We start from the raw sequence: 22102 nt of genomic DNA, 5'->3' as shown, positions 1-22102 counted from the left end.
TGTAGTTGAAATGCTTAAATTTAATGAAATTTATAAATCAATTGTGATGGTCGGATTTTCATTTATTGTGTCGTTTTCAAATTTTGTAAGTGCAAGCTGCAACCAAAATTCTGTCATATTTACGTGTGATTTAGAAAATAAAGGTGGCAGTTTGAAAGCTTGCTTTAATCAAGCTGAGAATTCGATGTACTTCGTTGTTGACGAAAATGGGTTGAAAACAGTTTATGCCCCACGAAAGGGGAAGAGTTTAGATAACTATAAATGGATAGATATTTCTCTTGAAGAACCTGAATTCATTCCTTTGAAATTTGAAGTAAATGAAAACAAGAATGCGTACTTTTCATTGACTAGAGGTGGTGGACGGTTGAGTGTCGTTGCTAGCTTCGTTGACATGATTGAAGATGAAAATGCTGTTGAGTACTACTGTGAATTGGGAACTGAAACAGCTCTGGATCCCAACGTTAGATTAAAAATAAAACACGTAAAGCCTAATGAGTTTGAAGCTTGGGGTTAAATAGCAATAGATTCCGGTGAGAGCCTAAATAAAATTCTTTGTAATAAAAAGTTAGCTTTTCTAGAAAATCTACTCGAGACGTTTGGATAAGAAATGTTCAGATAAAAAGCGCCGAAAGGCGCTTTTTATTTTCTTTAAAATAAAGTATGGTCTCCCTCCTTTTAAAATGGTAAGTGTTGAATAATTCAACAGTGGTTAGGTAAATGAATAAAATAACTAAACTCGCTTTGGCTTTGTCCGTATTGACATCTGTTGTTGGGTGTCAACTGGTCTCAAATACGCCGATGCAATCGACAGCAACGAAGGAAATAATTGAAAAAGCAAAGACAGAGTTTGATGGACAACGTTTTTATAAGTTGAATGAATATGATGAAGAAATCAACGTTTCAGATGACGGGGTCATTACCTTCAAGTCTTACTTACCACGCAGCGGCGGCTATGAATGGGTACCAATTGTTATACGCGATACTAGTTTTCGTGTTTCTTGCGATTATTTCAGTGAATATGTTGAAGCTGGAATGGTTGTTCAGGTTCAGTTTGTAGGTAAACGCGGGCGCATTGAAAATTACGACAAGCAACGTTGTGAAGAGTTTGGCGAGCCAACATGGCAATAAGATCTATGGATAATTAAAGCGCCGACAGGCGCTTTTTATTTACGTTTTAGTTAACCGTTAGAAAAGATGTAGACCAATCTTCGGAAGATTAGGCAAGCAATGCGTAGTATCTGGTCACAAGTTGGTATGAACTTGCCTTTTAGAAAACGCTAATAAAATCGCTAAACAGCTACATGCTAATAGAACGACACCTAAGTTTTGTGCTGTTCCAGCCATCGCTAATCCCGTCCCGATCATGATGTAGTACATGAGCCCAAATAAAGCGCCTGCGCTACCTACCTGTTGTTTATAATCAACGAGTGCGTCACTGAGTATATTGGGTATCGCAATCCCATAAGACATGACGACTAACACCATTGGAGCAACAAACCAGATTGATTGGCTCAGAATCAACACACCGACTGATCCCAAACTAAGCAATACTGCTGAGAGCCAAAGTAGTTGGCTTTTTCGAACATTTTTAGACACTAGGGATTTGTTTAAACAACTCCCAAGCAGAGTGCCTAACCCCAGTACCATGCCACTGTATCCAAATTGTTCGGAGTTATACCCAAGTACCGAGAAAGTAAATGCGCCAAGCTGGTAATAAGAAAATAGAGCAATGTTATACAAAGCAACCAGTAATCCTGAGCGCCAAATTCGCGCGTCTCTTACCATTTTCCAGCTAAGTTGATGCAACCGTACTGGTGTCTGTTCCTTCTGTGTTTCAGGAAGCTTAATAACGTTATAAGCGAACAATACTAACGCGATTAAAAACAAGGCAAAAAATACATAACGGTATCCACCAAGCGCTGTAAGCTGCCCGCCTAATAGCATGCCAACTACCGGGCTGATTGATATACCCATCCCCATTAAGCTGAAGACTTTACTCAGTTCTTGACCGTCAAACGCGTCACGAAGCATGGTCTGTGTGACAACGGATCCTACCGCGATACCAAATGCGCTTAGGGCTCGCGCGGCCATGACAACAGCAAAGCTTTCGGTTTGAGTTGCGAGTAAAGATGCGCAACCATAGATAAAGAGCCCAATAAGCATGGTGGGCCTTCTTCCCAGTTTATCTGCGAGAACTCCCCAAACTACAACGCCAATGGCAAAAGCTAGGAAGTAAATCGACAATGTTTGGGCTGCTTGTGCGTGGTTTACATCAAATGATAGAGCGATTGAGCTCAACGCTGGGCTATAGATGGTTTCTACAATTTGCGGAAACATCAACATAACCAGCATGAGCCATAAAGAGGGCTTAGTATTCATATTGTTACCCATCGTTAATGAAGTTGGCGGGCAGTATAAATGAGGCTATGATTGATCTAATAACAACATAAAAACCAAATACATCAATATTCGGACAAAATGGCGCTTATTAACGAAAAAACACAATTTGATGCAGACAAGATTACTAATTATGTAGTGGGAATTGCTGCGGATATTGGCAAGCACGACTCAGGTATGCATATGCACAAGAAAGGGCAGTTATTGTACGCACCTCAAGGTTGTATGAGTTTTGCTCTGGAAGACTCGATTTGTATTTTGCCACCGACAAAGGCGGTTTGGATCCCACCTAATACGCCGCATCGTGCACTAATGACGAATGTGGTGGCGTATCGATCTTTGTATTTTGATTGTGAGGAGTTTGCCTGTCCGAGTAAGATCGCGATGATAGAAGTGAATAATTTACTCCAAGCTCTTATTGATAAAATGTCATTTTGGGAGTGGGATAAGCCTAGCAGCGAGATGGTAAATACGACGGCGCTTTTTTGGGAGGAGTTTTATGCTGCGAAACGTTATTCGTTTCAGTTGCCTTTGCCATCGCATCGGCGCTTAACAACGTTTCGTCGAGAGTTGGTTGAACCTTCATTTCTAGCTCCTTCGCTTACTACTCTTGCAAGCAAAGTTGGGGCAAGCACCAAGACGGTAACACGATTATTTAAGTCGGAAACGGGTATGAATTATCAAGATTGGCGGCAACAGTGGAGGCTTTTAAAAGCAGTTGAATTGTTATCAACGGGCATGCCAGTCAGCGCAGTTGCCGATTGGCTGGAGTTTTCGTCAGACAGTGCATTTATTGCATTTTTCAAAAAGCAAACTGGACAAACACCTCTGACGTTTATGAAAACCAAGCCTTAAGAGTCAAAATGCTCACACTCTTTCTAGAACAACCCCCAGGTTCACAGGCTCAGCCTATAAAGCATACATAGACAGGTACCAACGTGCAGGTTACTTGTCTTTACTCTGCAGTTTGCGAAAGTATTGCGTGGTAAAATCAACAAAGGCTCGGATGCGTTTTGGTTGATGTCGGTCGTGATGATAAAGGAGTGAAAATTCCACACTCGGAATGCTCCAATTGGTAAACACTTCTTTTAGCTTGCCTGTCTGGAGTTCTTGTTGACAATAAAGTGCTGGCACACGGATGATGCCATTTCCCGCCAAGGCTGCTTTTATCATTACTCTGCCACTCTTACATCGTAACTGTCCACGTATCTGGTGTTCCGTTGACTGCTTTGTATTCGTGTTCTCAAATGCCCACCGTGTCACACTACCTGTCAAACAAACGTGTTTTTCTAAGTCCTTTGGATGCGAAGGATAGCCATATGTTTCTAAATAGTTTGGGCTTGCGTATGTCCCCATTTCCACATCGATCAGTTTGCGAGCGATAAAGTTGGAGTCGTCTAACTTTCCCATTCGAAAAGCGATATCGAATTCATCCGCGATTAAATCGACACGATGGCTACTAAAATCTAAGTTAATGCTCACTTGTGGGTGTTGGATTAGAAACTGAGCAACGATATCTGCGACAACGTCTTCTCCTAAATAGCCCCCCACACAGTTGATACGAATGTCACCTCTTAAGTCTTCTACATCATCAACCACTGCCATAACAGCTTGATCAATATTGTGAAGGGCAGTTTCACACTGTTTATACAGAACCTTGCCTGCTTCGGTGAGGTTCAGTGTTCGAGTGGTCCTTTGTAGCAAAGTGACACCAATCTGTTGCTCCAGATTTGTTATTTGACGTGAAACGTGTGAGCGAGAAACGCCAAGTTGCTCTGCTGCTTTCGTGAAGTTTCCTAGTTGAGCGATTAGGACGAAAGAGCGAATATCCGCAAGGTTGATGTGTGTTTGCATGATGATTTCTTCATAATTCAAAAAAGTATTGTTGCAGTATAACAACAGTGTTTCAACTAGGTCGGTATATATCAACAAACAAAGTTTTCTTAAACTTACCGCCACTGATGTAAACCGTTCGATTAAGGATTCAAAATGAAAAAGTTAATTGTTATTACAGGCGCTAGTTCAGGCATTGGTGAAGCGATTGCACGTCACTTCAGTGAACAGGGCCATGCTCTTCTTTTGTTAGCAAGACGTGTAGAACGTTTGGAAGCATTAAACTTACCAAATACGCTTTGTGAAAAGGTAGATGTGACCGACAAAGCTTCTTTTGAGGCTGCAATTGAGAAAGCTGAAGCGTTGTATGGTCCGGTAGATGCACTTGTAAATAACGCAGGCGTTATGCTTCTAGGTCAGATAGATACTCAGGAAGCATCGGAGTGGAAGCGCATGTTTGATGTGAACGTAATTGGTTTGCTCAATGGCATGCAGTCCGTCCTAGCACCTATGAAAGCACGTAACAGTGGTACGATCATTAACATCAGCTCTATCGCGGGCAAGAAAACATTCCCTGATCATGCTGCTTATTGCGGTACCAAATTTGCGGTTCATGCTATTTCTGAAAACGTACGTGAAGAAGTTGCGTCATCGAATGTTCGCGTTACGACGATTGCACCTGGTGCAGTGGAAACGGAATTACTTTCACATACAACGTCTCAAGATATTAAAGATGGTTATGACGCCTGGAAGGTGGATATGGGCGGCGTGTTGGCAGCAGACGACATTGCACGAGCAGTGCTGTTTGCTTATCAGCAACCGCAAGGTGTATGTGTTCGTGAAATTGCTTTGGCACCGACAAAACAACAACCTTAACATTGAGTTACGGCGATTTTAGGTCACTAAAGCCGTAAAACTTTGCATATCGATTCGTGATTGAGATGGCATCTTTAAACTAAGTTGCGTGAAAATTTAGGTCATCCATTTAAATCCGGACACTAAGTGTGTTATTGCTTATACCCAAGTTACTCAAGGTGAGAAAAAACTTTGAGTAATTTGGGTTTTTATTTGGTCTCAATTTTAGGTAGCGGAATTTATTTAGGTCGAAGGCGATAGTTGTGAAGAAAGGAGAGTGTGACGTAAAACAAAATGAAGCAATATCCGTCTCTTAATGAGAATTGATTTCATCAACGTCACAAGCCGTTACAATTATCCGTTAGGTATTATACTTTGTGGGTGGTTAATATTTAACCAAACAAGGAGGTGTGTATGAAACGATTCGCAAACATACTTTTTGCAACACAAGGATTGCCAGGCCATAGTGACGCCCTCGAACAAGCGATGAGGATTGCATCTAGCAACAAAGTGCCTGTCTCAGGGCTAATAGCGTGTCCTGATTTCCCAACAGACATGATCCAGTATCAGCAAAGTTATGAGCAATCGCTGCAAGACTCCCTCAAACAAAGTATTCACGAATACAGACAGAAGCTGGGACTCTCTGAAGAGGATCTCGCATTTCCTCTTACTGTGAAAAGCAGTGAAAAGCCCGCTGTCTGTATTATTCAAGAAGCATTAGCTGATAACAAAGATCTCATCATCAAAGAAGCTGAACCGCTCGGTGAAGGTGCTGAGGGTTTCAAAGCTATTGATATGACTCTGTTACGAAAATGCCCTTGTCCGCTTTGGTTGCACCGACCAATTGATAAGCCAAGAGATAAGCGCCGTGTTGCTGTGGCTATCGACCCATTAACGGCAAGCGATGAACAGCACTCATTAGCCGTGCGTTTACTCGAATTATCGCGTTCGATAGCCGACACCTGCGATAGTCGTTTACACGTGATTTCTTGCTGGGAGTATTACTTAGAAAACTACCTTAATGGTAACGCTTGGATTCAAGTCGATGATGCTGAGTTGAAACATGAACTCGACAAAGCAAAAGCCGATCATAAACAAGCTCTGCAACAGCTGTTGGAGGAGTCTGGGATTACAGGTGAAATTGTGATTCACCACCTGCATGGAAAACCCGACGAAAAGATTCCAGATTACGTAGAGAGTATTGAGGTAGACGTGCTGGTAATGGGAACCTTAGCGAGAACTGGTATATCTGGCTATGTCATTGGTAATACGGCTGAAAATATTTTGCAATCGATTAACTGTAGTTTGGTCGCTCTTAAGCCCGATGGCTTTGTCTCACCGATTCAGTAATTGGGGTGTAACAAAGTTGGGTTTAAGTGATGTTTTAGGTAAAGGAGGGAGATGGATCTCTAGAACATGGAATTATCAATGTATCAATAAGTTATCAGAGGAGAGTGACATGAAAAACCTATGCCCGAAATGCCACACAGAAATGATAGAACGTTCGAATGTTTATGTTTGTCCGAGAAATGATATCGGTGACTGCACCTACGATGCATTCGAGTTAGCTGATGACGATAATCCATATACATTCAGCCAAGAATATGTAAGTAGTGACCTACGTTCTTATGCCGTAGCAGACAGCAAATAGCGGTTTGTATCGGCGTTCCTCTAAGTAGCACTCAGTGATTACTGTTTGCTACTTTTCCCTTGGTTTCATGATCGTTTTTGAAGCGCTTGGGTTAAAACAATACAGTGGAGTTTGTCATTTGCGCCGAATAGGGCGTACCTTCTTATAATAACGAATGGGCTGCGATGTTGAATAACATAACGGGTAAAGAAAACCTGCCGAAAAACCTAGATAATCAGTTGGTCTTACTGATTTTCCCTGCGCTGCCAGTTTTAATCTTCTCTTTTCTCTTCTATATCTATACTCCTGCAGGCGTGAGCTGGAATGCGGAATGGATACCAAGCCTCGATATCAACCTTAGCTTTAGATTAGATGGTCTTTCATTTCTTTTTGCGGGACTGATCAGTGGGATTGGCGCACTGATTCAAATCTACGCTTTGGCTTATTTACGAGAAAGTGATAGCCGGTTTTCCTTTCATTTGTATCTAACCCTATTCATGCTTGCCATGCTAGGGATTGTGATGAGCGATAACATTCTGTTGTTATTTGTTTTCTGGGAACTCACCACCATCACTTCTTATTTACTGATCGGGTTTAATCACGAAAATAAAACGTCTCGGAAAAACGCCTTGCAGTCGCTGATTGTTACTGGTGCTGGTGGACTAGCGTTGCTAGCTGGTCTTATCTTGCTGGGAGCAATGGCAGGGAGTTATGAGCTAAATACCATTATCGAGCAGGCAGACACTATTGCGCAGCATGAATGGTTTATCCCATCTCTAGTGCTCATACTACTCGGTGCATTTACTAAATCTGCGCAATTCCCGTTTCATTTTTGGCTACCTAACGCGATGGCAGCTCCCACTCCGGTCAGTGCGTATTTACACTCGGCAACAATGGTAAAGGCAGGCATTTACCTATTAGCACGTTTATCGCCAGTTTATGCCCACAGCGAGATCTGGTTTTATGCTTTAGTCATCACTGGGAGTATCACGGCCATTTGGTGCACATTTGTCGCATTAAAACAAACTGACTTGAAGCTGATGCTAGCCTACAGCACGAATGTTGCTTTGGGTAAATTAACATTATTACTAGGTATGGGCACAGATTTGGCCGTTAGTGCAGTATTGATGTTTATTCTCGCTCACTCTTTCTATAAAGCTGCGCTGTTTATGGTGGTGGGTAATATCGACAAAGCGACAGGAACACGAGATATTGATCAATTGTACGGCCTGAAGTCAGTTCTCGTCATCAGCATGGTTGCGGGGAGTTTGGCTGCATTGTCTAAAGCGGGGTTCCCGCCGTTGTTAGGCTTTTTGAGCAAAGAATACATGTACAAGTCCGCAGTAGAGCTCAATAACTGGATCGCCTTTGTACTTTTAATCGTGAATATACTGATGGTCGCGCTAACCATTATGCTTATTGCGAGACCATTCTTTGCTCGCCGTGATCTCGTGCCGATTGAAACTAAGCCAGTTGAGACAAAAAAAGCCATGTGGATCTCGCCTTTGCTCTTGGCAGTTGGCAGCCTCCTAGTTCCGTTATTCGGTTTGAATTGGTTAGATCGCAATATTATTTTTCCGGGCTCTGCTGACATTCTGCCCACAGCAACTCTTAAAGAGACATCACTATGGCATGGCGTGAATGTACCGTTAGTGTTAAGCGTTATTACGCTAGCGTTGGGGTATGTGGTGTACCGTGTTTATCCTACTGTGTCTGCATTTTTTCAGCGGCCACATCTATTCGTCCCCAAAGCGGAGAATATTTTTGAACGACTATTAGATGGCATGATGACAGTGGCGAAGTGGCAAACGGCGCGGTTACAGCAAAAGAAATTGAGTCGCTATGTCCTATTATTTTTCACGGTACTTGCCGTTGCGTTACTGAGTCAGGTAGCGCTTATTCCTCTGCCTTTGGTTGGCGAACTTTCAAGTGTCACTTTCTATGAGATTGGTATTGCATTATTGTTGATTGGTGCTGCGCTCGTATGTACGTTGTCCCACGCAAGACTTCTTGCGATTTCTGCGCTTGGTATGATTGGCTTCATGACCACGCTTGTTTTTATGATTTATAGCGCCCCGGACGTTGCGAAGACTTTACTGTTAGTGGAAACATTAATGGTGGTCTTTCTTGCATTGTTAATGCGTCATATGCCACGTCTAACCACCGTGCCTAAGCATTCAATAAAACGTAAAGTAGCGAATATTTGCATAGCAGGTGTGATAGGTGTTTCGGTTACTTTACTTTTGTTAGGAATCACGTCTCAGCCGATGGACTCTTCGGTGTCAGATTTCTTTGCAGAAAACAGTGTCCCGGGTGGACATGGGCGAAACATTGTTAACGTTATTCTGGTCGACTTTCGCGCATTTGATACATTGGGAGAAGTTGTTGTCGTTGTTATTGCAGGGATTGCTGCAGTGAGTTTGCTTAAGACAAGAGCGAAAAAGCAAAATCGTATCCAATCATTAATTTTTGCAACCACGGCACACATTGTTTCGGCACTCATGCTCGTATTTTCAGTGTATCTGTTGTTACGTGGTCATAACGAACCGGGTGGTGGCTTTATTGGTGCGTTGATTGCCGTTATTGGTTTATCACTTCTCATGTTCGCGGAATCACCGAAATACGTTCGTTCTAGGTTGTATTTCAAACCGTTTCTCATTGCGTTATCTGGCATCGCATTGAGCTTAGTTTCTGGTGCTTTGAGCTTTGCGTTTGATAAACCGTTTTTGACCGGACTGTGGTGGAAAGACGTGATACCACTAGGGACGCCATTGGTTTTTGATGTTGGTGTTTACCTTGCCGTTATAGGTGGCGTGATGGGTATGCTGCTTCGTATTAATGAGGAGCTAGAGTGATGGAAATAGTCTGGAGTGTTGTCGTTGGAGTATTTGTCGCAGCAGGTGTTTATTTAATGCTTGAAAAGCATATCTTGCGCCTTTTGTTCGGCATCATGTTACTCAGTAGTGCGGTTAACCTTGCTATTTTTACCGCTGGAAGGCTGACGCCCGGAGAGCCGCCATTGATTGGCGATAATGCTCTTTTACCACCAGATAGCGCGGCAAATCCTTTACCTCAAGCGCTTATCTTAACTGCGATAGTCATCGGTTTTGGACTACTTATTTTTGCTTTAATGCTGTTCTATCGAGCTTATAAAGACACTGGAACTGCAAACGTCGATGAAATGCAACGTTCTGAGGAGGGTCAATGAGTTCGATTTTGCTTACGTTACCGGTTGTTCTCTCGCTGAGTACGGCGTTGACTATCTTCTTCGTCCGTCGCTCAACAAAAAGTGTTGAGTGGTTGAGCGGTGTAAGTGCGACTTCGAACCTTTTCGTTGCGGGCTTTCTCACAGAAAACATCATAAGTAATGGTATTCAAGCCGTTGCTTTTGGTCAGTGGAGTGCGCCATTTGGTATCGTGTTTGTCGCAGATTACCTCAGCGTTGCTATGGTGATGATAACGGCGGTGATTGGTGCGATATGTGTTTTCTACGCGATGGCGGACCTTCACCGAAAGCCCTCCTATAGCAATTACCATGCGTTAATGCACGTGTTGCTTGCTGGCGTTTATGGTGCTTTCCTGACTGGAGATATTTTTAATCTGTATGTTTGGTTTGAGGTCATGCTCATTTCATCATTTGGTTTAATGGTGTTAGATGCAACGAAAACTCAAGTTGATGGTGCAGTAAAGTACGTGATGTTGAACCTGATTTCGACGCTGGTATTTTTGCTTGCTATCGGCTTGTTGTATGGCGCAACGGGCACCTTGAACTTGGCCGATCTCTACACCAAAGTAGGGGAAAATGAATTGAGCATCAACATGATGCTGTCCGCGCTATTTTTGTTTGCCTTTTCTATTAAAGCGGCACTCTTTCCTTTATTTGCTTGGTTGCCAGCTTCTTATCACACGTTACCAAGCGGTGTGGTGGCACTGTTTGCCGCGTTGCTTACTAAAGTCGGTGTATACGCGTTGATAAGAGTCTTCACCTTAGTATTTCCGCTCGCCGAGAGTGGCTGGCAACCGACGTTAATTTGGGTCGCAGGGCTAACCATGTTAACGGGCGTTTTAGGAGCGGCTAGCCAATTCGACATTAAGAAAATTCTTTCTTTTCATATTATTAGCCAAATAGGCTATATGATCATGGGGTTGGCTATTTACACTCCCTTAGCTTTAGCCGGTGCCATTTTCTACATTGTTCATCACATCATTGTAAAAGCGAATTTGTTCTTAATAGGTGGATTCATCGAGCGCAAATATGGCTCTAGTCAACTTGAACATTTGGGTGGGGTATATAAAGCTATGCCTTGGTTGGCGTTCTTGTTTCTTGTGCCTGCGTTTTCTCTGGCCGGTTTTCCACCGCTATCGGGTTTCTGGGGAAAGCTATTGGTCATCAAGTCGAGCATACAGGCTGAATATTACTGGTTAGCAGGTACCGCGTTATTGGTGGGGTTGCTTACTGTCTACTCGATGACGAAAATTTGGAGTGAGGCATTTTGGAAAAAGCCATTTAGAGAGAAGCCAGAACAGACTCTGCAGGCCAAAGTACATTGGTTGTACTGCGTTCCAATTATTGTATTGACGACGTTGACGCTAATCATTGGCTTAGTGGCGGAGCCTTTTTATCAATTTTCCGTTCAAGCTGCAGAACAACTGTTAAATCCGACTGAATACATCAGAGTGGTGTTAGGAGGAAATACATGATCTATCTATTCCTCAATTTTTTCTTAGCGTTAGCGTGGATGATGCTTAATGGCAGCTATTCGAGTCTGAATTTTGTTGTCGGATTTACGGTCGGTTTTTTTGCTTTAAGGTTGAGTCAACCATTTGGATTGAAAACGAGCTATTTTCAACGTTTTGCATCTGCATTGAAGTTATTGATGTACTTCGCTTATGAAATGGTTATATCGGTTGCGAAAGTGGTGTGGGACGTTGTGACACCTACTCATTTGAGTCAGCCTGATATCGTTTATGTCCCTCTGGAGGTCGATTCTGATCTAGAAATCTCATTACTGGCGAACATGGTTTCTTTAACACCGGGCACGCTTAGTTTGGATGTTACGGCTGATAAAAAGTATCTTATCGTTCATGCCATGTTTGCACCTGAACATGAAGAGGTTATTCGCGGAATTAAAGATGGGTTAGAGCATCGAATTTTGGAGGTGACGCGTGGATAGTTGGCTGCAAATAACGGTCACTTTTGCCTATTCTGGGCTACTACTCAGCTTTGTTATGGCTTTTGCTCGTTTAATTCTAGGACCAACGCTAGCTGATCGAGTTGTGGCGTTAGATCTGATTTCATTTATCACTATCGGATTTATTACGGTTTACACCTTAGACAGCGGTGAGGACGCTCTGTTAGATATCGCCATTACATTAGGTTTGGTTGCATTTCTCGGCACGATCGCATTTGCACGTTTGATCGTTAAAAGAAAGGAGAAAGAATAATGGACGTGTTGATTGGACTATTTTTATGCTTAGGAACATTGTTGACCTTGATTGCAAGTCTAGGTGTTCTGAGGCTTCCTGATTTGTATACCCGAATGCATGCAGCGACCAAAGCTGGAACTGTCGGAGTGAGCTGCTTGTTATTAGCGGTCGCTTTCTCACTCCCTGAAGTTACCGTGATCTCTCGGGTTATCGGTACGATGTTGTTTATCGTTCTCACTGCGCCAGTCGCCTCCCACCTGCTCGGCAGAGCAATGCGAGAGGTCGGATATAAGATTTGGCGTAATGATTAACCATTAGCGTCGAATAGTACTACGCCCTAGTTGAAATAAACTCGAAGCTGTATTGATGAAGTCGGAAGTAATTGACGGTATATTCAAATGCACGACCATCTTCTAGGTAACCAGTGGACTCAACTTTTAGAATAGGGGAAGCTTCTGATTCATTCAGGTATGAGGCCGTCTCTGCATCTAACAAGTACGGTTTGACAGACTGACTGCTTTTCGCAATTTTCAATCCTTTGCTATTTTCAATGTACTCATATTTAGAACCATTCATTATGGCTATGCTCAAGTCTGGAAATAACATTGCTGGCATATGAGTGACTTCGTAAATTTCAGGCTCATCATTAATACATCTGAGTCTATGTATTTCATATGTATCATCATTGGGCGAGAGATTTAACTGCTTAGCAACCTGCTCATTCGGCTTTTTAAGTTCGAACTTTATGACTTGAGAGCTAGGCGTTTTCCCCTGTTTACTGACTTCCTCGATAAAACCCAGCAAATGTAAGGCATCATGTTGGGCTTTTAGATCGTTTACATAAGTTCCACTACCTCTTGTCCGACTAATTAAATTATTGTCGACCAGAATTTGTAAGCTTTTTCTGATGGTTACGCGGCTTACGGAAAACTCTTCTTGCAAATCACTCTCTTTTGGAAGCATCGATTTCGGTTGTAGTTCCCCATCTTTGATCTTTTTTTCTAATCGTTCCGCAATGTCTATGTATTTGGGTTTCATAATACCTCGCTAAGTCTTGGATCATGATAGCAAGAATGTGATCTGAGATGTAGTTAATACTTTTCCTTAGGATCTTTGTGTGATTTTTATCTCGTATCTTTGTGCTTATACTTTAAATGTATCATAAAAGTATTAATACTTACTTTATACATTTTCAGGATAAACATTTGAGGTAGCGAAATGAAACGTCAAAAATTAACGATTGTTGGTGCTGGCAGTACATACACACTTGGTATGATGAACAGCCTTATTGCCGAAAAAGATAACTTTCCACTCGCAAAAGTCGTGTTTTACGACATAGATGAGAAACGCCAAGAGTCGAATGCATTAGCTACTGAAATTCTATTGCGAGAACACTATCCAGAAGTTGAAGAGTTTGTTTATACAACGGATAAATCTGTCGCATTCGCAGATTCGGACTTTTTCTTTATACAGATCCGCACTGGTGGGTTGGCCATGCGCGAGCGCGATGAACAAATCCCGCTATCCAACTCTTGTGTTGGGCAAGAGACATGTGGCGCGGGAGGAATGGCATATGGACTTCGCTCTATCGGCGATATGATCCAGCTAGTGAACGAGATCCGACAAACGTGTCCAGATGCGTGGATTCTTAATTACACCAACCCAGCGGCAATTGTCGCTGAAGCTTTAAATCGTGAATTTCCGCATGATAAGCGAATTCTAAATATTTGTGATATGCCAGCAGCGATTATGGTCAGCTATGCGCAATTGTTAGGGTGTGAAATTTGGGACTTTGTTCCTGAATATTTTGGGCTTAATCACTATGGCTGGTTTACCAAAATTCGTAACAAACAGGGTGAAGACTTAACGGATAAAATTAAAAATATCATCCTAAAAGAAGGGATCAGTGCGGTTGATGCGGAAATAGCGGATGACCCATCGTGGCAAGCCACATTCAAAAACATGAGAACAATGCTTGCTGATAATCCAGAGTTTTTGCCGAATACGTATCTTCAATACTATTTGTACCCTGAAAAAATGGTGGCGAAAGAGGATATCAATAATACTCGCGCAAGGCAGGTAATTAACGGCCGTGAAAAACGAGTGTTCGAATTGAACGCAAGAATAATTGAAGCGGGCACCACGAAGCACGAAACACTGCATGCCGATATCCATGGTCGATACATGGTGAGAGTCGCGGCTTCGCTTGCCTACAACTTGAGCGATGTGTATCTCGTCATCGTACCGAATAATGGTGCTATTACAAATTTACAAAATGACGCCATGGTAGAAGTTCCAGCTGCGCTAACTAGTGATGGACCGAAAGCTTTTACTGTAGGAAAAATCCCAACCTTCCAAAAAGCCATGATTGAGAGCCAACTTGGTTACGAGAAATTAGTCGTGGATGCTTGGTACGAAGGAAGTCAGCAAAAGCTGATTAATGCACTCACACTTAACCGTACCGTGGTTAATGTGCCAAAAGCTAAAGAAATAACAAAACAATTACTAGAAGAAAATAAAGCCTACCTTCCTCAATTTTTTCAATAACAACTGGACGTTCGGGGCCTACTTGTAGGCTCCGTGAATGAAACAAGAGGTTTATATGAAAGACATTATTCAAAGGTTCGGGGCCGCGATGTTTGTTCCCGTTCTATTATTTCCAGCAGCGGGCATGTTATTGGGTTTCTCTGTTGTGCTGTTAAATCAAGAAGTGTTTCCTTGGGCACTAGAGGGGAGTGCTTGGGTTAAAGTCTCGACGATCATTTTACAGGCATCTCTCGCTGTATTTAAAAATATGGCACTTATTTTTGCCGTTGGGTTACCTATCGCTTTAGCTAAAAAAGCATCTGGTCGCGCTGTACTTGCAACACTCGTTTCCTACATTACGTATAACTACGTTATTGGTGGAATCCTTCAATTTTGGGGGCCAGAACTGGGCGTTAACTATACGGAAGGTGAGCGAGGTTTGACTGAAGTTGGTGGCATTCTAACGCTTGATACCAACTTGCTAGGTGCCATTTTAATTGCAAGTCTCTCTGTTTGGGTTCACAACCGATTCTTTGATAAAAAGCTACCGGATTGGGCGGCTGTATTTGGCGGAACGCCATTGGTTGTGATCATTAGTTTCCCCATTATGGTCGTGATGGCAATTCTAACTTGTTTGACTTGGCCAAGTATTCAGCATGGTATTAACAATCTGCAATCATTTTTGGTTTCTGCTGGATCGTTAGGGGTATGGCTATTTACGTTTTTAGAGCGAATCATGATACCAACGGGATTGCATCATTTCGTATATGGTCCCGTTTTTTATGGGCCAGTTGCAGTCGATGGCGGGACGGTTGCCTATTGGATTCAAAATATACAGACATTCGCCCAGAGCTCGGAAAGTTTAACGACACAATTTCCTCAGGGTGGTTTGATGTTGACGGGAATGGGTAAAGTGTTTGGTTGTACGGGTATCGCACTAGCACTCTATTCAGTTGCGAAAAAAGAAAATAAAAAGATGGTGATGGGGTTAGTGCTCGGAGCCGCAATCACAGCAATTCTTACAGGGATCACCGAACCAATAGAGTTTACATTCTTATTTATCGCACCTGCGCTGTTTGCTTTGCATGCGTTGTTATCTGCGACAATGGCAACGATCGCCTTTATGTTTGGTGTTTCCGGTAACTTTCAGACTGGCTTGATAGACTTCATTTTCCAAAACTGGTTGCCTTTGGCTGGTAACCATGCAGGAACATACGTGATTCAGATTATTATTGGTCTCATGTTTACTGGTGTTTACTTTGTTACGTTTCGCGCGCTTATTTTAAAATACAACATACTTACTCCGGGACGTGAAGGTGCAGATAGTAAGTTGTATTCCAAAGCTGACTACAAAGAAGCGAAAGAGGTCCATAACAGTAGCGCAAGTCCGTCACAAGCTAGTGCCTTTATTGAAGGTTTGGGTGGAAAAGAAAACATTGACTTGTTAACTAATTGCGCGACGCGTCTGCGTGTTAAAGTTAAAGATGTCTCTCTAGTAAAGGAGAACGCATTTTTCACACAGCACGGAGCGGTGAATATTGTTAGAAATCAAGAGAGCCTTCAAATCATCGTTGGTTTAACGGTGCCACAAGTTCGCGAAGATATGAGCCAACTGATAAAAGCTTAACCCCCAAACTAATGCTCCAGCTCATATGGCTCAAAGGTGAGATAGAATTATCTCACCTTTTTTGTGTACATGAAGCATATTTCGCTCAGTTTCCACGAAAGTGGGGAGGAGTTATCGAGCGAGCTAAAATATAGTTAGGTTATACCCGTCTGTATTGTGGGAAGACTTGTTGGGTCTCTAAGTGACGGTGGCGCCTTCTATGTTGAAAAGCGTTTTAATTTCTTCCAGCACTTCTGGGTTAGCAATAGCACCAATGTTTTTTACAGCTTGTCCGTTTACCAATTGTTTCACTGCTAGCTCAACCAATTTGCCTGAGCGCGTTTTAGGAATATCACTGATAGCAAAAATTTGTCGTGGGACATGGCGTGGTGAACATTTTGTTTTCAATGTTTGGCGAATTGAATCGGTGAGTTGTTGGGTTAACTCGACGTTGTGAGCGAGTTTTACTAGTAACCAGATTTCTTCAGACTGCTGGTTTAACTTGCCGACAGCGATGGAGTCTTCAACCTCGGGTAGCACGTTCACTTGTTGGTAGATTTCAGCGGTACCGATTCGTACGCCGCCTGGATTTAAGGTTGCGTCACTACGGCCATAAAAAATAAAGCCGCCATGTTCGGTTTGCATCACATCGTCGCCATGGTGCCAGATATCGGTAAACTTGCTCCAATAAGCGTTGTGATAACGTTCGCCGTTGTCGTTCCAGAAGCCAATAGGGAAGTTAGGTAGCGAGTTATTGCAAGTCAGTTCGCCGCGTTTTTGCGTAATAGTATGTCCACCATCCTCTAGAACACGTGCGTCGATTCCCAGCCCTGCGCCTTGGCATTCACCTTTGTAAACTGGTGAAATAGGGTTTCCAAGTACAAAGCATCCGCAAATATCCGTGCCGCCAGCGATAGAAGCGAGATGCAAGTCCTGCTTGATGTGCTGATAGACATAATTAAATTGTTCTGGGTAAAGCACCGAACCAGTTGAGCACAGAGTTTTGAGTGACTTCAGGTTATGTTCTAGTTTTGGAGAGCAGTTCGCCTGCTCCAGTGCCTCTAAGTATTTCGCTGAAGTACCAAACAGCGACACGTTATGTTCTTCAGCTAATCGCCATAAGACGGAGTGATCAGGGTAAACCGGACTACCGTCGTAAATCACTAAGGCTGCACCACTCGCAAGAGCGGAAACATGCCAGTTCCACATCATCCAACCACATGTTGTGTAGTAAAAAACCTTGTCTTGCGATTTGATGTCGCAATGCAGTTGATGTTCTTTGAGGTGATTGAGCAAGGTACCGCCTGCGGAATGGACAATACACTTAGGTTGACCTGTTGTACCAGAAGAATACAAAATGAATAACGGGTCATTAAACAGTACTGATTGATATTGAATTGATTGTGGAGAAAAGTCGTGAGTAATATCGGACCAAGAAACAAACTCAGAAGTGCTAGCACTTTCAGCGTTTTGTAAATATTCGATTTGGCATACGCTAATAGTAGTCTCTTCGGAGGCACTGCTTAACTTACTACTAAGAGTGGTGTTCTTGTCCGTCATATCGAAAGCTTTGCCTCCGAACTGGTAGCCATCACAGCAAAAAAGAACTTTCGGCTTGACCTGACCAAAACGCTCTACGACACTATCGATACCAAAATCAGGAGAGGTTGAAGTCCAAATGGCACCAAGACTGGTGGTGGCCAGCATGGCAATAACGGTTTCAGGAAGGTAGGGCAAATAACCCGCAACGACATCGCCTTTACCGACACCACAATTGAGTAGCCATTGTTGAATGGCGGAAACTTGTTCAAGCAACTGTTTACCGGTGAGTTGTCGGTGTTCACCGCTTTCATTGCTAAAAACAATAAACTCACGCTCTGGTGCTTGTTCAGCCTGAGATAGGAGGTTCTCTGCGTAGTTCAGCGTGGCGTCAGCAAACCATACTGTGTCTCTATTTACATGGTGATGACTAGAACCTGTTTGTGTCCATTTGGGACTGCCAAGGCTCTTGATTTGCGAACCCATATCTCCGATTACGTTGCAAAACTGCCAAGTATGTCGCCAAAATTCATCATTGTGCTCAATGGACCAATGGTGTAGAGACGGGTAATTGTTGATTACGGCACCTTCGGCTTTGTCTTTATTAACCTTTTCAATGAACCGTAATAAGTTGCTATTGCTGACGCGCTCAGCAGATGGTGACCAAATAGGTGTAGAATTTGGCATAGGTCCCTCTAATTTCAATTCTTTTGAATATGACCAAAACAAAATAAAGGGGCGAACATAGCAGTGTTCGCCCCTTATCTGATCGTTTAAAGTTGTTCGGCAAGCTGAGGTAGTACCTCAAATAAATCACCAACCAATCCATAGTCGGCAACTTCAAAGATAGGAGATTCTGGATCTTTGTTGATCGCGACAATCACTTTGGATTCCTTCATTCCTGCAAGATGCTGGATGGCACCGGAAATCCCAACCGCTATATAAAGCTTAGGTGCAACGATTTTACCGGTTTGACCCACTTGTAAGTCGTTGGCAACAAACCCGGCATCAACCGCCGCGCGAGAAGCGCCAATGGCAGCACCTAGTTTATCGGCCACTTGTTCGATCAACGCGAAGTTCTCTTTGCTACCGACCCCGCGTCCACCTGACACAACCACCTCTGCCGCGCTTAATTCAGGACGTTCTGACACGGTTTTATCGACAGAAACCAATTCAACCATTGGAGCTGAGATAGTGACCTGCTGATGCTTAATATCAGCTTGGTTGCGACAAGTAACCGGCTCAAACGCAGACGCGCGCACGGTGATGACGCGAACCTTGTCGCTGGTGGTCACTTTGGCAAATGCGTTTCCTGCGTAAATAGGGCGGATAAAAGTGTTTTCATCGATAACTTGGACAATATCGGAAATTTGCCCAACGCCGAACTTCGCTGCTACTCGAGGTGCAAGGTCTTTCCCTTTTGATGATGAGCTAGCCCAGATTGCGTCAAAACCTTCAGCAATACTCACTACAATAGGTGCGATACTCTCGGCAAATTGATGCTTAAGTTGCTCATCATCGACACAAATTACGTTTGATATACCATCAACGCGACAAGCTTGCTGAGCGACTTCTTCACACTGGTGGCCCACTACGATCAAAACATTGTCTTGGCTGACTTGTTTTGCTGCATTAACCACTTTGAGTGTGTCCGCATGCAATTGGTTATTGTCATGCTCTGCTATGATTAAGTTCTTCATGAAATCACCTTCGCTTCGTTACGCAGCTTATCGAGAAGCTCTGAGACAGATTCAACCTTGATGCCACCTTTTCTTTGCGCTGGCGGTGTGATTTCTTGAATGGTTTGGCTAAATACCACTTCAACACCCAGACTGTCAGGTGTGATGGTATCTAACGGCTTGCGCTTAGCTTTCATGATATTAGGCAAAGAGGCAAAACGCGGTTCATTCAGGCGTAAGTCAGTACTGATCACCGCAGGTAAGTTCATCGCGACCGTCATCAAGCCGCCGTCCACTTCTCTCACGACCTGAACTTTTTGATCTTCTATCTTCACGTCGGAAGCGAAAGTTGCTTGAGGCCAGTCAAGTAGGGCAGCCAGCATCTGAGCAACTTGGTTGTTGTCAGTATCAATGGATTGTTTACCCGTAATCACAAGCTGCGCTTGTTCTTGCTCAACCAGAGCTTTGAGCAGCTTAGCGACGACCAATGGCTCTATTTTGTCTTCAGTATCGATATGAATAGCGCGATCGGCACCTAACGCAAGCGCAGTACGTAGTTGCTCCTGACACTGGCTACCGCCGGCACTGACAACGATAACTTCATCTGCAATACCTTGCTCCTTTAGTCGTACGGCTTCTTCAACGGCTATTTCGCAAAATGGATTAATCGTCATCTTGACGTTATTGGTTTCAACATCGCTATGGTCCGCTTTCACGCGAACTTTAACGTAGGGATCAATGACCCTTTTGATTGGCACTAGTATTTTCACGTTAGATTCCTTTTACAGTGAAGACTATGTGTTAACAGTGAAGACGATGTGATGACGTCTTTAAAATGATGTTAATTTACCTTTACGTTTGCGTCAACTTTAAATATATTGTTGATTAACAAGTTGGCAACATGCAAAGAAAAAGGAATGCAATCATGGAAAGAGACTGCATGGAATTTGATGTTCTGATTGTAGGCGCAGGTCCCGCAGGCTTGTCTGCGGCATGCCGAATCAAACAATTAGCAGCAGAAAAAAAACAAGACCTCTCTGTTTGCGTGGTAGAAAAAGGTTCTGAAGTTGGAGCGCATATTTTATCGGGCGCGGTGTTTGAAACGCGAAGTTTGGATGAGCTTTTTCCCGACTGGAAAGAGAAAGGCGCTCCGCTCAATACCAAAGTAAACCAAGATAAAACCTACTATCTAGGCAATGACATCAATGGTCATGAACTGCCTTCTTGGGCGGTGCCGAATACGTTACATAACAAAGGTAATTACATCATAAGTTTGGGCAGTCTATGCCGATGGATGGCGTTGCAGGCTGAGAACTTGGGGGTGGAGATCTACCCAGGTTTTACCGCCAGTCAAGCGATCATCGATGAAGATAGTCGTGTTTGTGGCGTGATCACGGGCGATATGGGGTTAGACAAAAATGGTGAACAAAAAGGAAATTTCGAACCTGGTATTGAACTGCGAGCGAAGTTTACCTTATTTGCTGAAGGCGCACGGGGGCATATCGGTAAGCAGTTGATTAACCGATTTAATCTTGCTGAAGAGAAAACTTCTCAACATTACGCTATCGGTTTTAAAGAGCTGTGGGAAATCCCATCAGAGCAGCATCAGCAAGGTTTAGTAGTGCACGGATTAGGCTGGCCGTTATCAAACGAAGCCACAGGTGGCAGTTATCTCTACCATTTAGAGGGAAACCAAGTTGCCGTCGGGTTGATTGTTGACTTGAATTATAAGAATCCGCACTTGAGTCCATTTGATGAGTTTCAACGTTTTAAACACCACCCGTTGATTGAGCAATACCTCAAAAATGGGAAGCGTATTAGCTATGGCGCGAGAGCGATCACCAAGGGCGGCTTTCATTCGCTTCCCACGCAGCAGTTTGCTGGTGGCTTGTTAATTGGCTGTGATGCAGGAACACTTAACGGCGCTAAAATCAAAGGCACACACACCGCAATGAAATCTGGCATGCTTGCCGCTGAAGCAGTATGTGAAGCCCTTGAGAGTCAGTCAGTTACTGCTGATTATCAAAAGCATTTCAAACAGTCTTGGCTGTATGAAGAGCTTTATCAAGCACGTAACTTCTCAAGTGGAATCCACCGCTTTGGATCGTGGCTGGGCGGTGGTTTAGCGCTGCTGGAACATAACGTATTAAAAGGTAAAGCTAAGTGGCATATCCGCTGTGATAAGCCTGATCATCAGTCTCTGTTATTGGCGGAAAACAGCAATGAAATTGTCTATCCGAAGCCTGATGGCGTGTTAAGTTTCGATCGCCTCTCTTCCGTTTATCTATCCAATATCTTCCATGAGGAAGATCAACCATGCCACTTACGACTGGAGAACCAGCGGATCCCTATTGAGCAGAACCTTGAATTATATGCAGAGCCAGCACAGCGCTATTGTCCGGCTGGCGTGTATGAAATCGTACAGGGGGAGCAGCAGCCAGAGCTGCAAATAAATGCGGCCAACTGTATCCACTGTAAGACCTGCGACATCAAAGATCCAAGTCAAAATATTACCTGGACTCCGCCAGAAGGTGGTGGTGGTCCGAACTATCCAAATATGTAAGCGTTTGAGAATAATTTTTATTAACAATTTATTTACTTAAAGTTTGC

At 43.3% G+C, this 22102-nt stretch carries 21 protein-coding genes; 15 read left to right on the top strand and 6 right to left on the bottom strand.

The annotated features are described in order from the left end of the window. Nucleotides 1-10: 10 nt before the first annotated feature. Nucleotides 11-514, top strand: a complete 504-nt coding sequence (locus R7Z77_RS08425; RefSeq protein WP_005373343.1) for a hypothetical protein — start codon at nucleotides 11-13, stop codon at nucleotides 512-514. A 203-nt stretch (nucleotides 515-717) separates the two neighbouring features. Further along, the gene (locus R7Z77_RS08420; protein ID WP_005373341.1) at nucleotides 718-1128 is read left to right on the top strand and encodes a hypothetical protein; all 411 of its coding nucleotides are present in this window, start codon (nucleotides 718-720) and stop codon (nucleotides 1126-1128) included. Between the two features lie 114 nt (nucleotides 1129-1242). Here R7Z77_RS08420 and R7Z77_RS08415 read toward each other — a convergent pair whose 3' ends face one another. After that, nucleotides 1243-2379 (bottom strand): multidrug effflux MFS transporter, encoded by a 1137-nt coding sequence (locus tag R7Z77_RS08415; RefSeq protein WP_213967567.1) that lies wholly within the window; start codon nucleotides 2377-2379, stop codon nucleotides 1243-1245. A 99-nt stretch (nucleotides 2380-2478) separates the two neighbouring features. Here R7Z77_RS08415 and R7Z77_RS08410 point away from each other — a divergent pair, with 99 nt between their 5' ends. Further along, nucleotides 2479-3252 carry an AraC family transcriptional regulator gene (locus tag R7Z77_RS08410; protein WP_017820362.1) on the top strand — a complete coding sequence of 258 codons (774 nt, stop codon included), beginning with the start codon at nucleotides 2479-2481 and terminating at the stop codon, nucleotides 3250-3252. 90 nt (nucleotides 3253-3342) lie between these two features. Here R7Z77_RS08410 and R7Z77_RS08405 read toward each other — a convergent pair whose 3' ends face one another. Beyond that, entirely contained in the window at nucleotides 3343-4251 is a 909-nt protein-coding gene (locus tag R7Z77_RS08405) for a LysR family transcriptional regulator (RefSeq protein ID WP_005373334.1), read from the bottom strand. A gap of 135 nt (nucleotides 4252-4386) precedes the next feature. Between R7Z77_RS08405 and R7Z77_RS08400 the strand changes: the two genes are divergently transcribed. The 9 genes from R7Z77_RS08400 to mnhG all read left to right on the top strand — a co-directional run bounded on the left by R7Z77_RS08400 (nucleotide 4387) and on the right by mnhG (nucleotide 12453). Beyond that, the gene (locus R7Z77_RS08400; RefSeq protein WP_005373333.1) at nucleotides 4387-5106 is read left to right on the top strand and encodes an SDR family oxidoreductase; all 720 of its coding nucleotides are present in this window, start codon (nucleotides 4387-4389) and stop codon (nucleotides 5104-5106) included. A gap of 393 nt (nucleotides 5107-5499) precedes the next feature. Then, a complete protein-coding gene (locus R7Z77_RS08395; RefSeq protein ID WP_005373330.1) occupies nucleotides 5500-6435 on the top strand; it encodes a universal stress protein in 936 nt (311 codons plus the stop codon). A gap of 109 nt (nucleotides 6436-6544) precedes the next feature. Beyond that, entirely contained in the window at nucleotides 6545-6736 is a 192-nt protein-coding gene (locus R7Z77_RS08390) for a hypothetical protein (protein ID WP_082245536.1), read from the top strand. A 164-nt stretch (nucleotides 6737-6900) separates the two neighbouring features. Continuing rightward, on the top strand, nucleotides 6901-9570 hold the full coding sequence (gene mbhE, locus R7Z77_RS08385; RefSeq protein WP_318136641.1) for a hydrogen gas-evolving membrane-bound hydrogenase subunit E: 2670 nt from the start codon (nucleotides 6901-6903) through the stop codon (nucleotides 9568-9570). Continuing rightward, nucleotides 9570-9923: a Na+/H+ antiporter subunit C gene (locus R7Z77_RS08380; protein WP_017633704.1), complete on the top strand. Its 354-nt coding sequence runs from the start codon at nucleotides 9570-9572 to the stop codon at nucleotides 9921-9923. Before mbhE ends, R7Z77_RS08380 begins: the two co-directional genes overlap by 1 nt. Continuing rightward, complete coding sequence (locus tag R7Z77_RS08375) at nucleotides 9920-11416, top strand: Na+/H+ antiporter subunit D (RefSeq protein WP_213967565.1); 1497 nt, start codon at nucleotides 9920-9922, stop codon at nucleotides 11414-11416. Before R7Z77_RS08380 ends, R7Z77_RS08375 begins: the two co-directional genes overlap by 4 nt. Then, complete coding sequence (locus tag R7Z77_RS08370; protein WP_054865529.1) at nucleotides 11413-11889, top strand: Na+/H+ antiporter subunit E; 477 nt, start codon at nucleotides 11413-11415, stop codon at nucleotides 11887-11889. The genes R7Z77_RS08375 and R7Z77_RS08370 overlap by 4 nt, the downstream gene beginning before the upstream one ends. Then, nucleotides 11882-12160, top strand: a complete 279-nt coding sequence (locus R7Z77_RS08365; protein ID WP_005373317.1) for a cation:proton antiporter — start codon at nucleotides 11882-11884, stop codon at nucleotides 12158-12160. Before R7Z77_RS08370 ends, R7Z77_RS08365 begins: the two co-directional genes overlap by 8 nt. Continuing rightward, the gene (gene mnhG, locus R7Z77_RS08360; protein WP_213916874.1) at nucleotides 12160-12453 is read left to right on the top strand and encodes a monovalent cation/H(+) antiporter subunit G; all 294 of its coding nucleotides are present in this window, start codon (nucleotides 12160-12162) and stop codon (nucleotides 12451-12453) included. The genes R7Z77_RS08365 and mnhG overlap by 1 nt, the downstream gene beginning before the upstream one ends. Nucleotides 12454-12472: 19 nt before the next feature. Here the strand turns inward: mnhG and R7Z77_RS08355 are convergent, their stop codons facing one another. Further along, nucleotides 12473-13180: a GntR family transcriptional regulator gene (locus R7Z77_RS08355; protein ID WP_054730587.1), complete on the bottom strand. Its 708-nt coding sequence runs from the start codon at nucleotides 13178-13180 to the stop codon at nucleotides 12473-12475. 180 nt (nucleotides 13181-13360) lie between these two features. Between R7Z77_RS08355 and R7Z77_RS08350 the strand changes: the two genes are divergently transcribed. Both R7Z77_RS08350 and R7Z77_RS08345 read left to right on the top strand, forming a co-directional pair. After that, nucleotides 13361-14689: a 6-phospho-alpha-glucosidase gene (locus R7Z77_RS08350; RefSeq protein ID WP_005373308.1), complete on the top strand. Its 1329-nt coding sequence runs from the start codon at nucleotides 13361-13363 to the stop codon at nucleotides 14687-14689. Nucleotides 14690-14744: 55 nt separating this feature from the next. Continuing rightward, nucleotides 14745-16295 carry an alpha-glucoside-specific PTS transporter subunit IIBC gene (locus R7Z77_RS08345; RefSeq protein ID WP_064376650.1) on the top strand — a complete coding sequence of 517 codons (1551 nt, stop codon included), beginning with the start codon at nucleotides 14745-14747 and terminating at the stop codon, nucleotides 16293-16295. 177 nt (nucleotides 16296-16472) lie between these two features. Here the strand turns inward: R7Z77_RS08345 and R7Z77_RS08340 are convergent, their stop codons facing one another. From R7Z77_RS08340 to R7Z77_RS08330, 3 genes are all read right to left on the bottom strand, one after another. Then, nucleotides 16473-18500 carry an acetoacetate--CoA ligase gene (locus R7Z77_RS08340; RefSeq protein ID WP_064376642.1) on the bottom strand — a complete coding sequence of 676 codons (2028 nt, stop codon included), beginning with the start codon at nucleotides 18498-18500 and terminating at the stop codon, nucleotides 16473-16475. An 86-nt stretch (nucleotides 18501-18586) separates the two neighbouring features. Next, entirely contained in the window at nucleotides 18587-19513 is a 927-nt protein-coding gene (locus R7Z77_RS08335; protein ID WP_053349217.1) for an electron transfer flavoprotein subunit alpha/FixB family protein, read from the bottom strand. After that, nucleotides 19510-20262 carry an electron transfer flavoprotein subunit beta/FixA family protein gene (locus R7Z77_RS08330; RefSeq protein WP_005373300.1) on the bottom strand — a complete coding sequence of 251 codons (753 nt, stop codon included), beginning with the start codon at nucleotides 20260-20262 and terminating at the stop codon, nucleotides 19510-19512. The genes R7Z77_RS08335 and R7Z77_RS08330 overlap by 4 nt, the downstream gene beginning before the upstream one ends. Before the next feature lie 155 nt (nucleotides 20263-20417). Between R7Z77_RS08330 and R7Z77_RS08325 the strand changes: the two genes are divergently transcribed. After that, on the top strand, nucleotides 20418-22055 hold the full coding sequence (locus R7Z77_RS08325) for an electron transfer flavoprotein-ubiquinone oxidoreductase (protein WP_149192090.1): 1638 nt from the start codon (nucleotides 20418-20420) through the stop codon (nucleotides 22053-22055). The last annotated feature ends 47 nt before the right edge of the window (nucleotides 22056-22102 follow it).

This window comes from Vibrio sp. 1401 (assembly GCF_033340295.1).
This window is presented reverse-complemented; position numbering and strand designations above follow the sequence as displayed.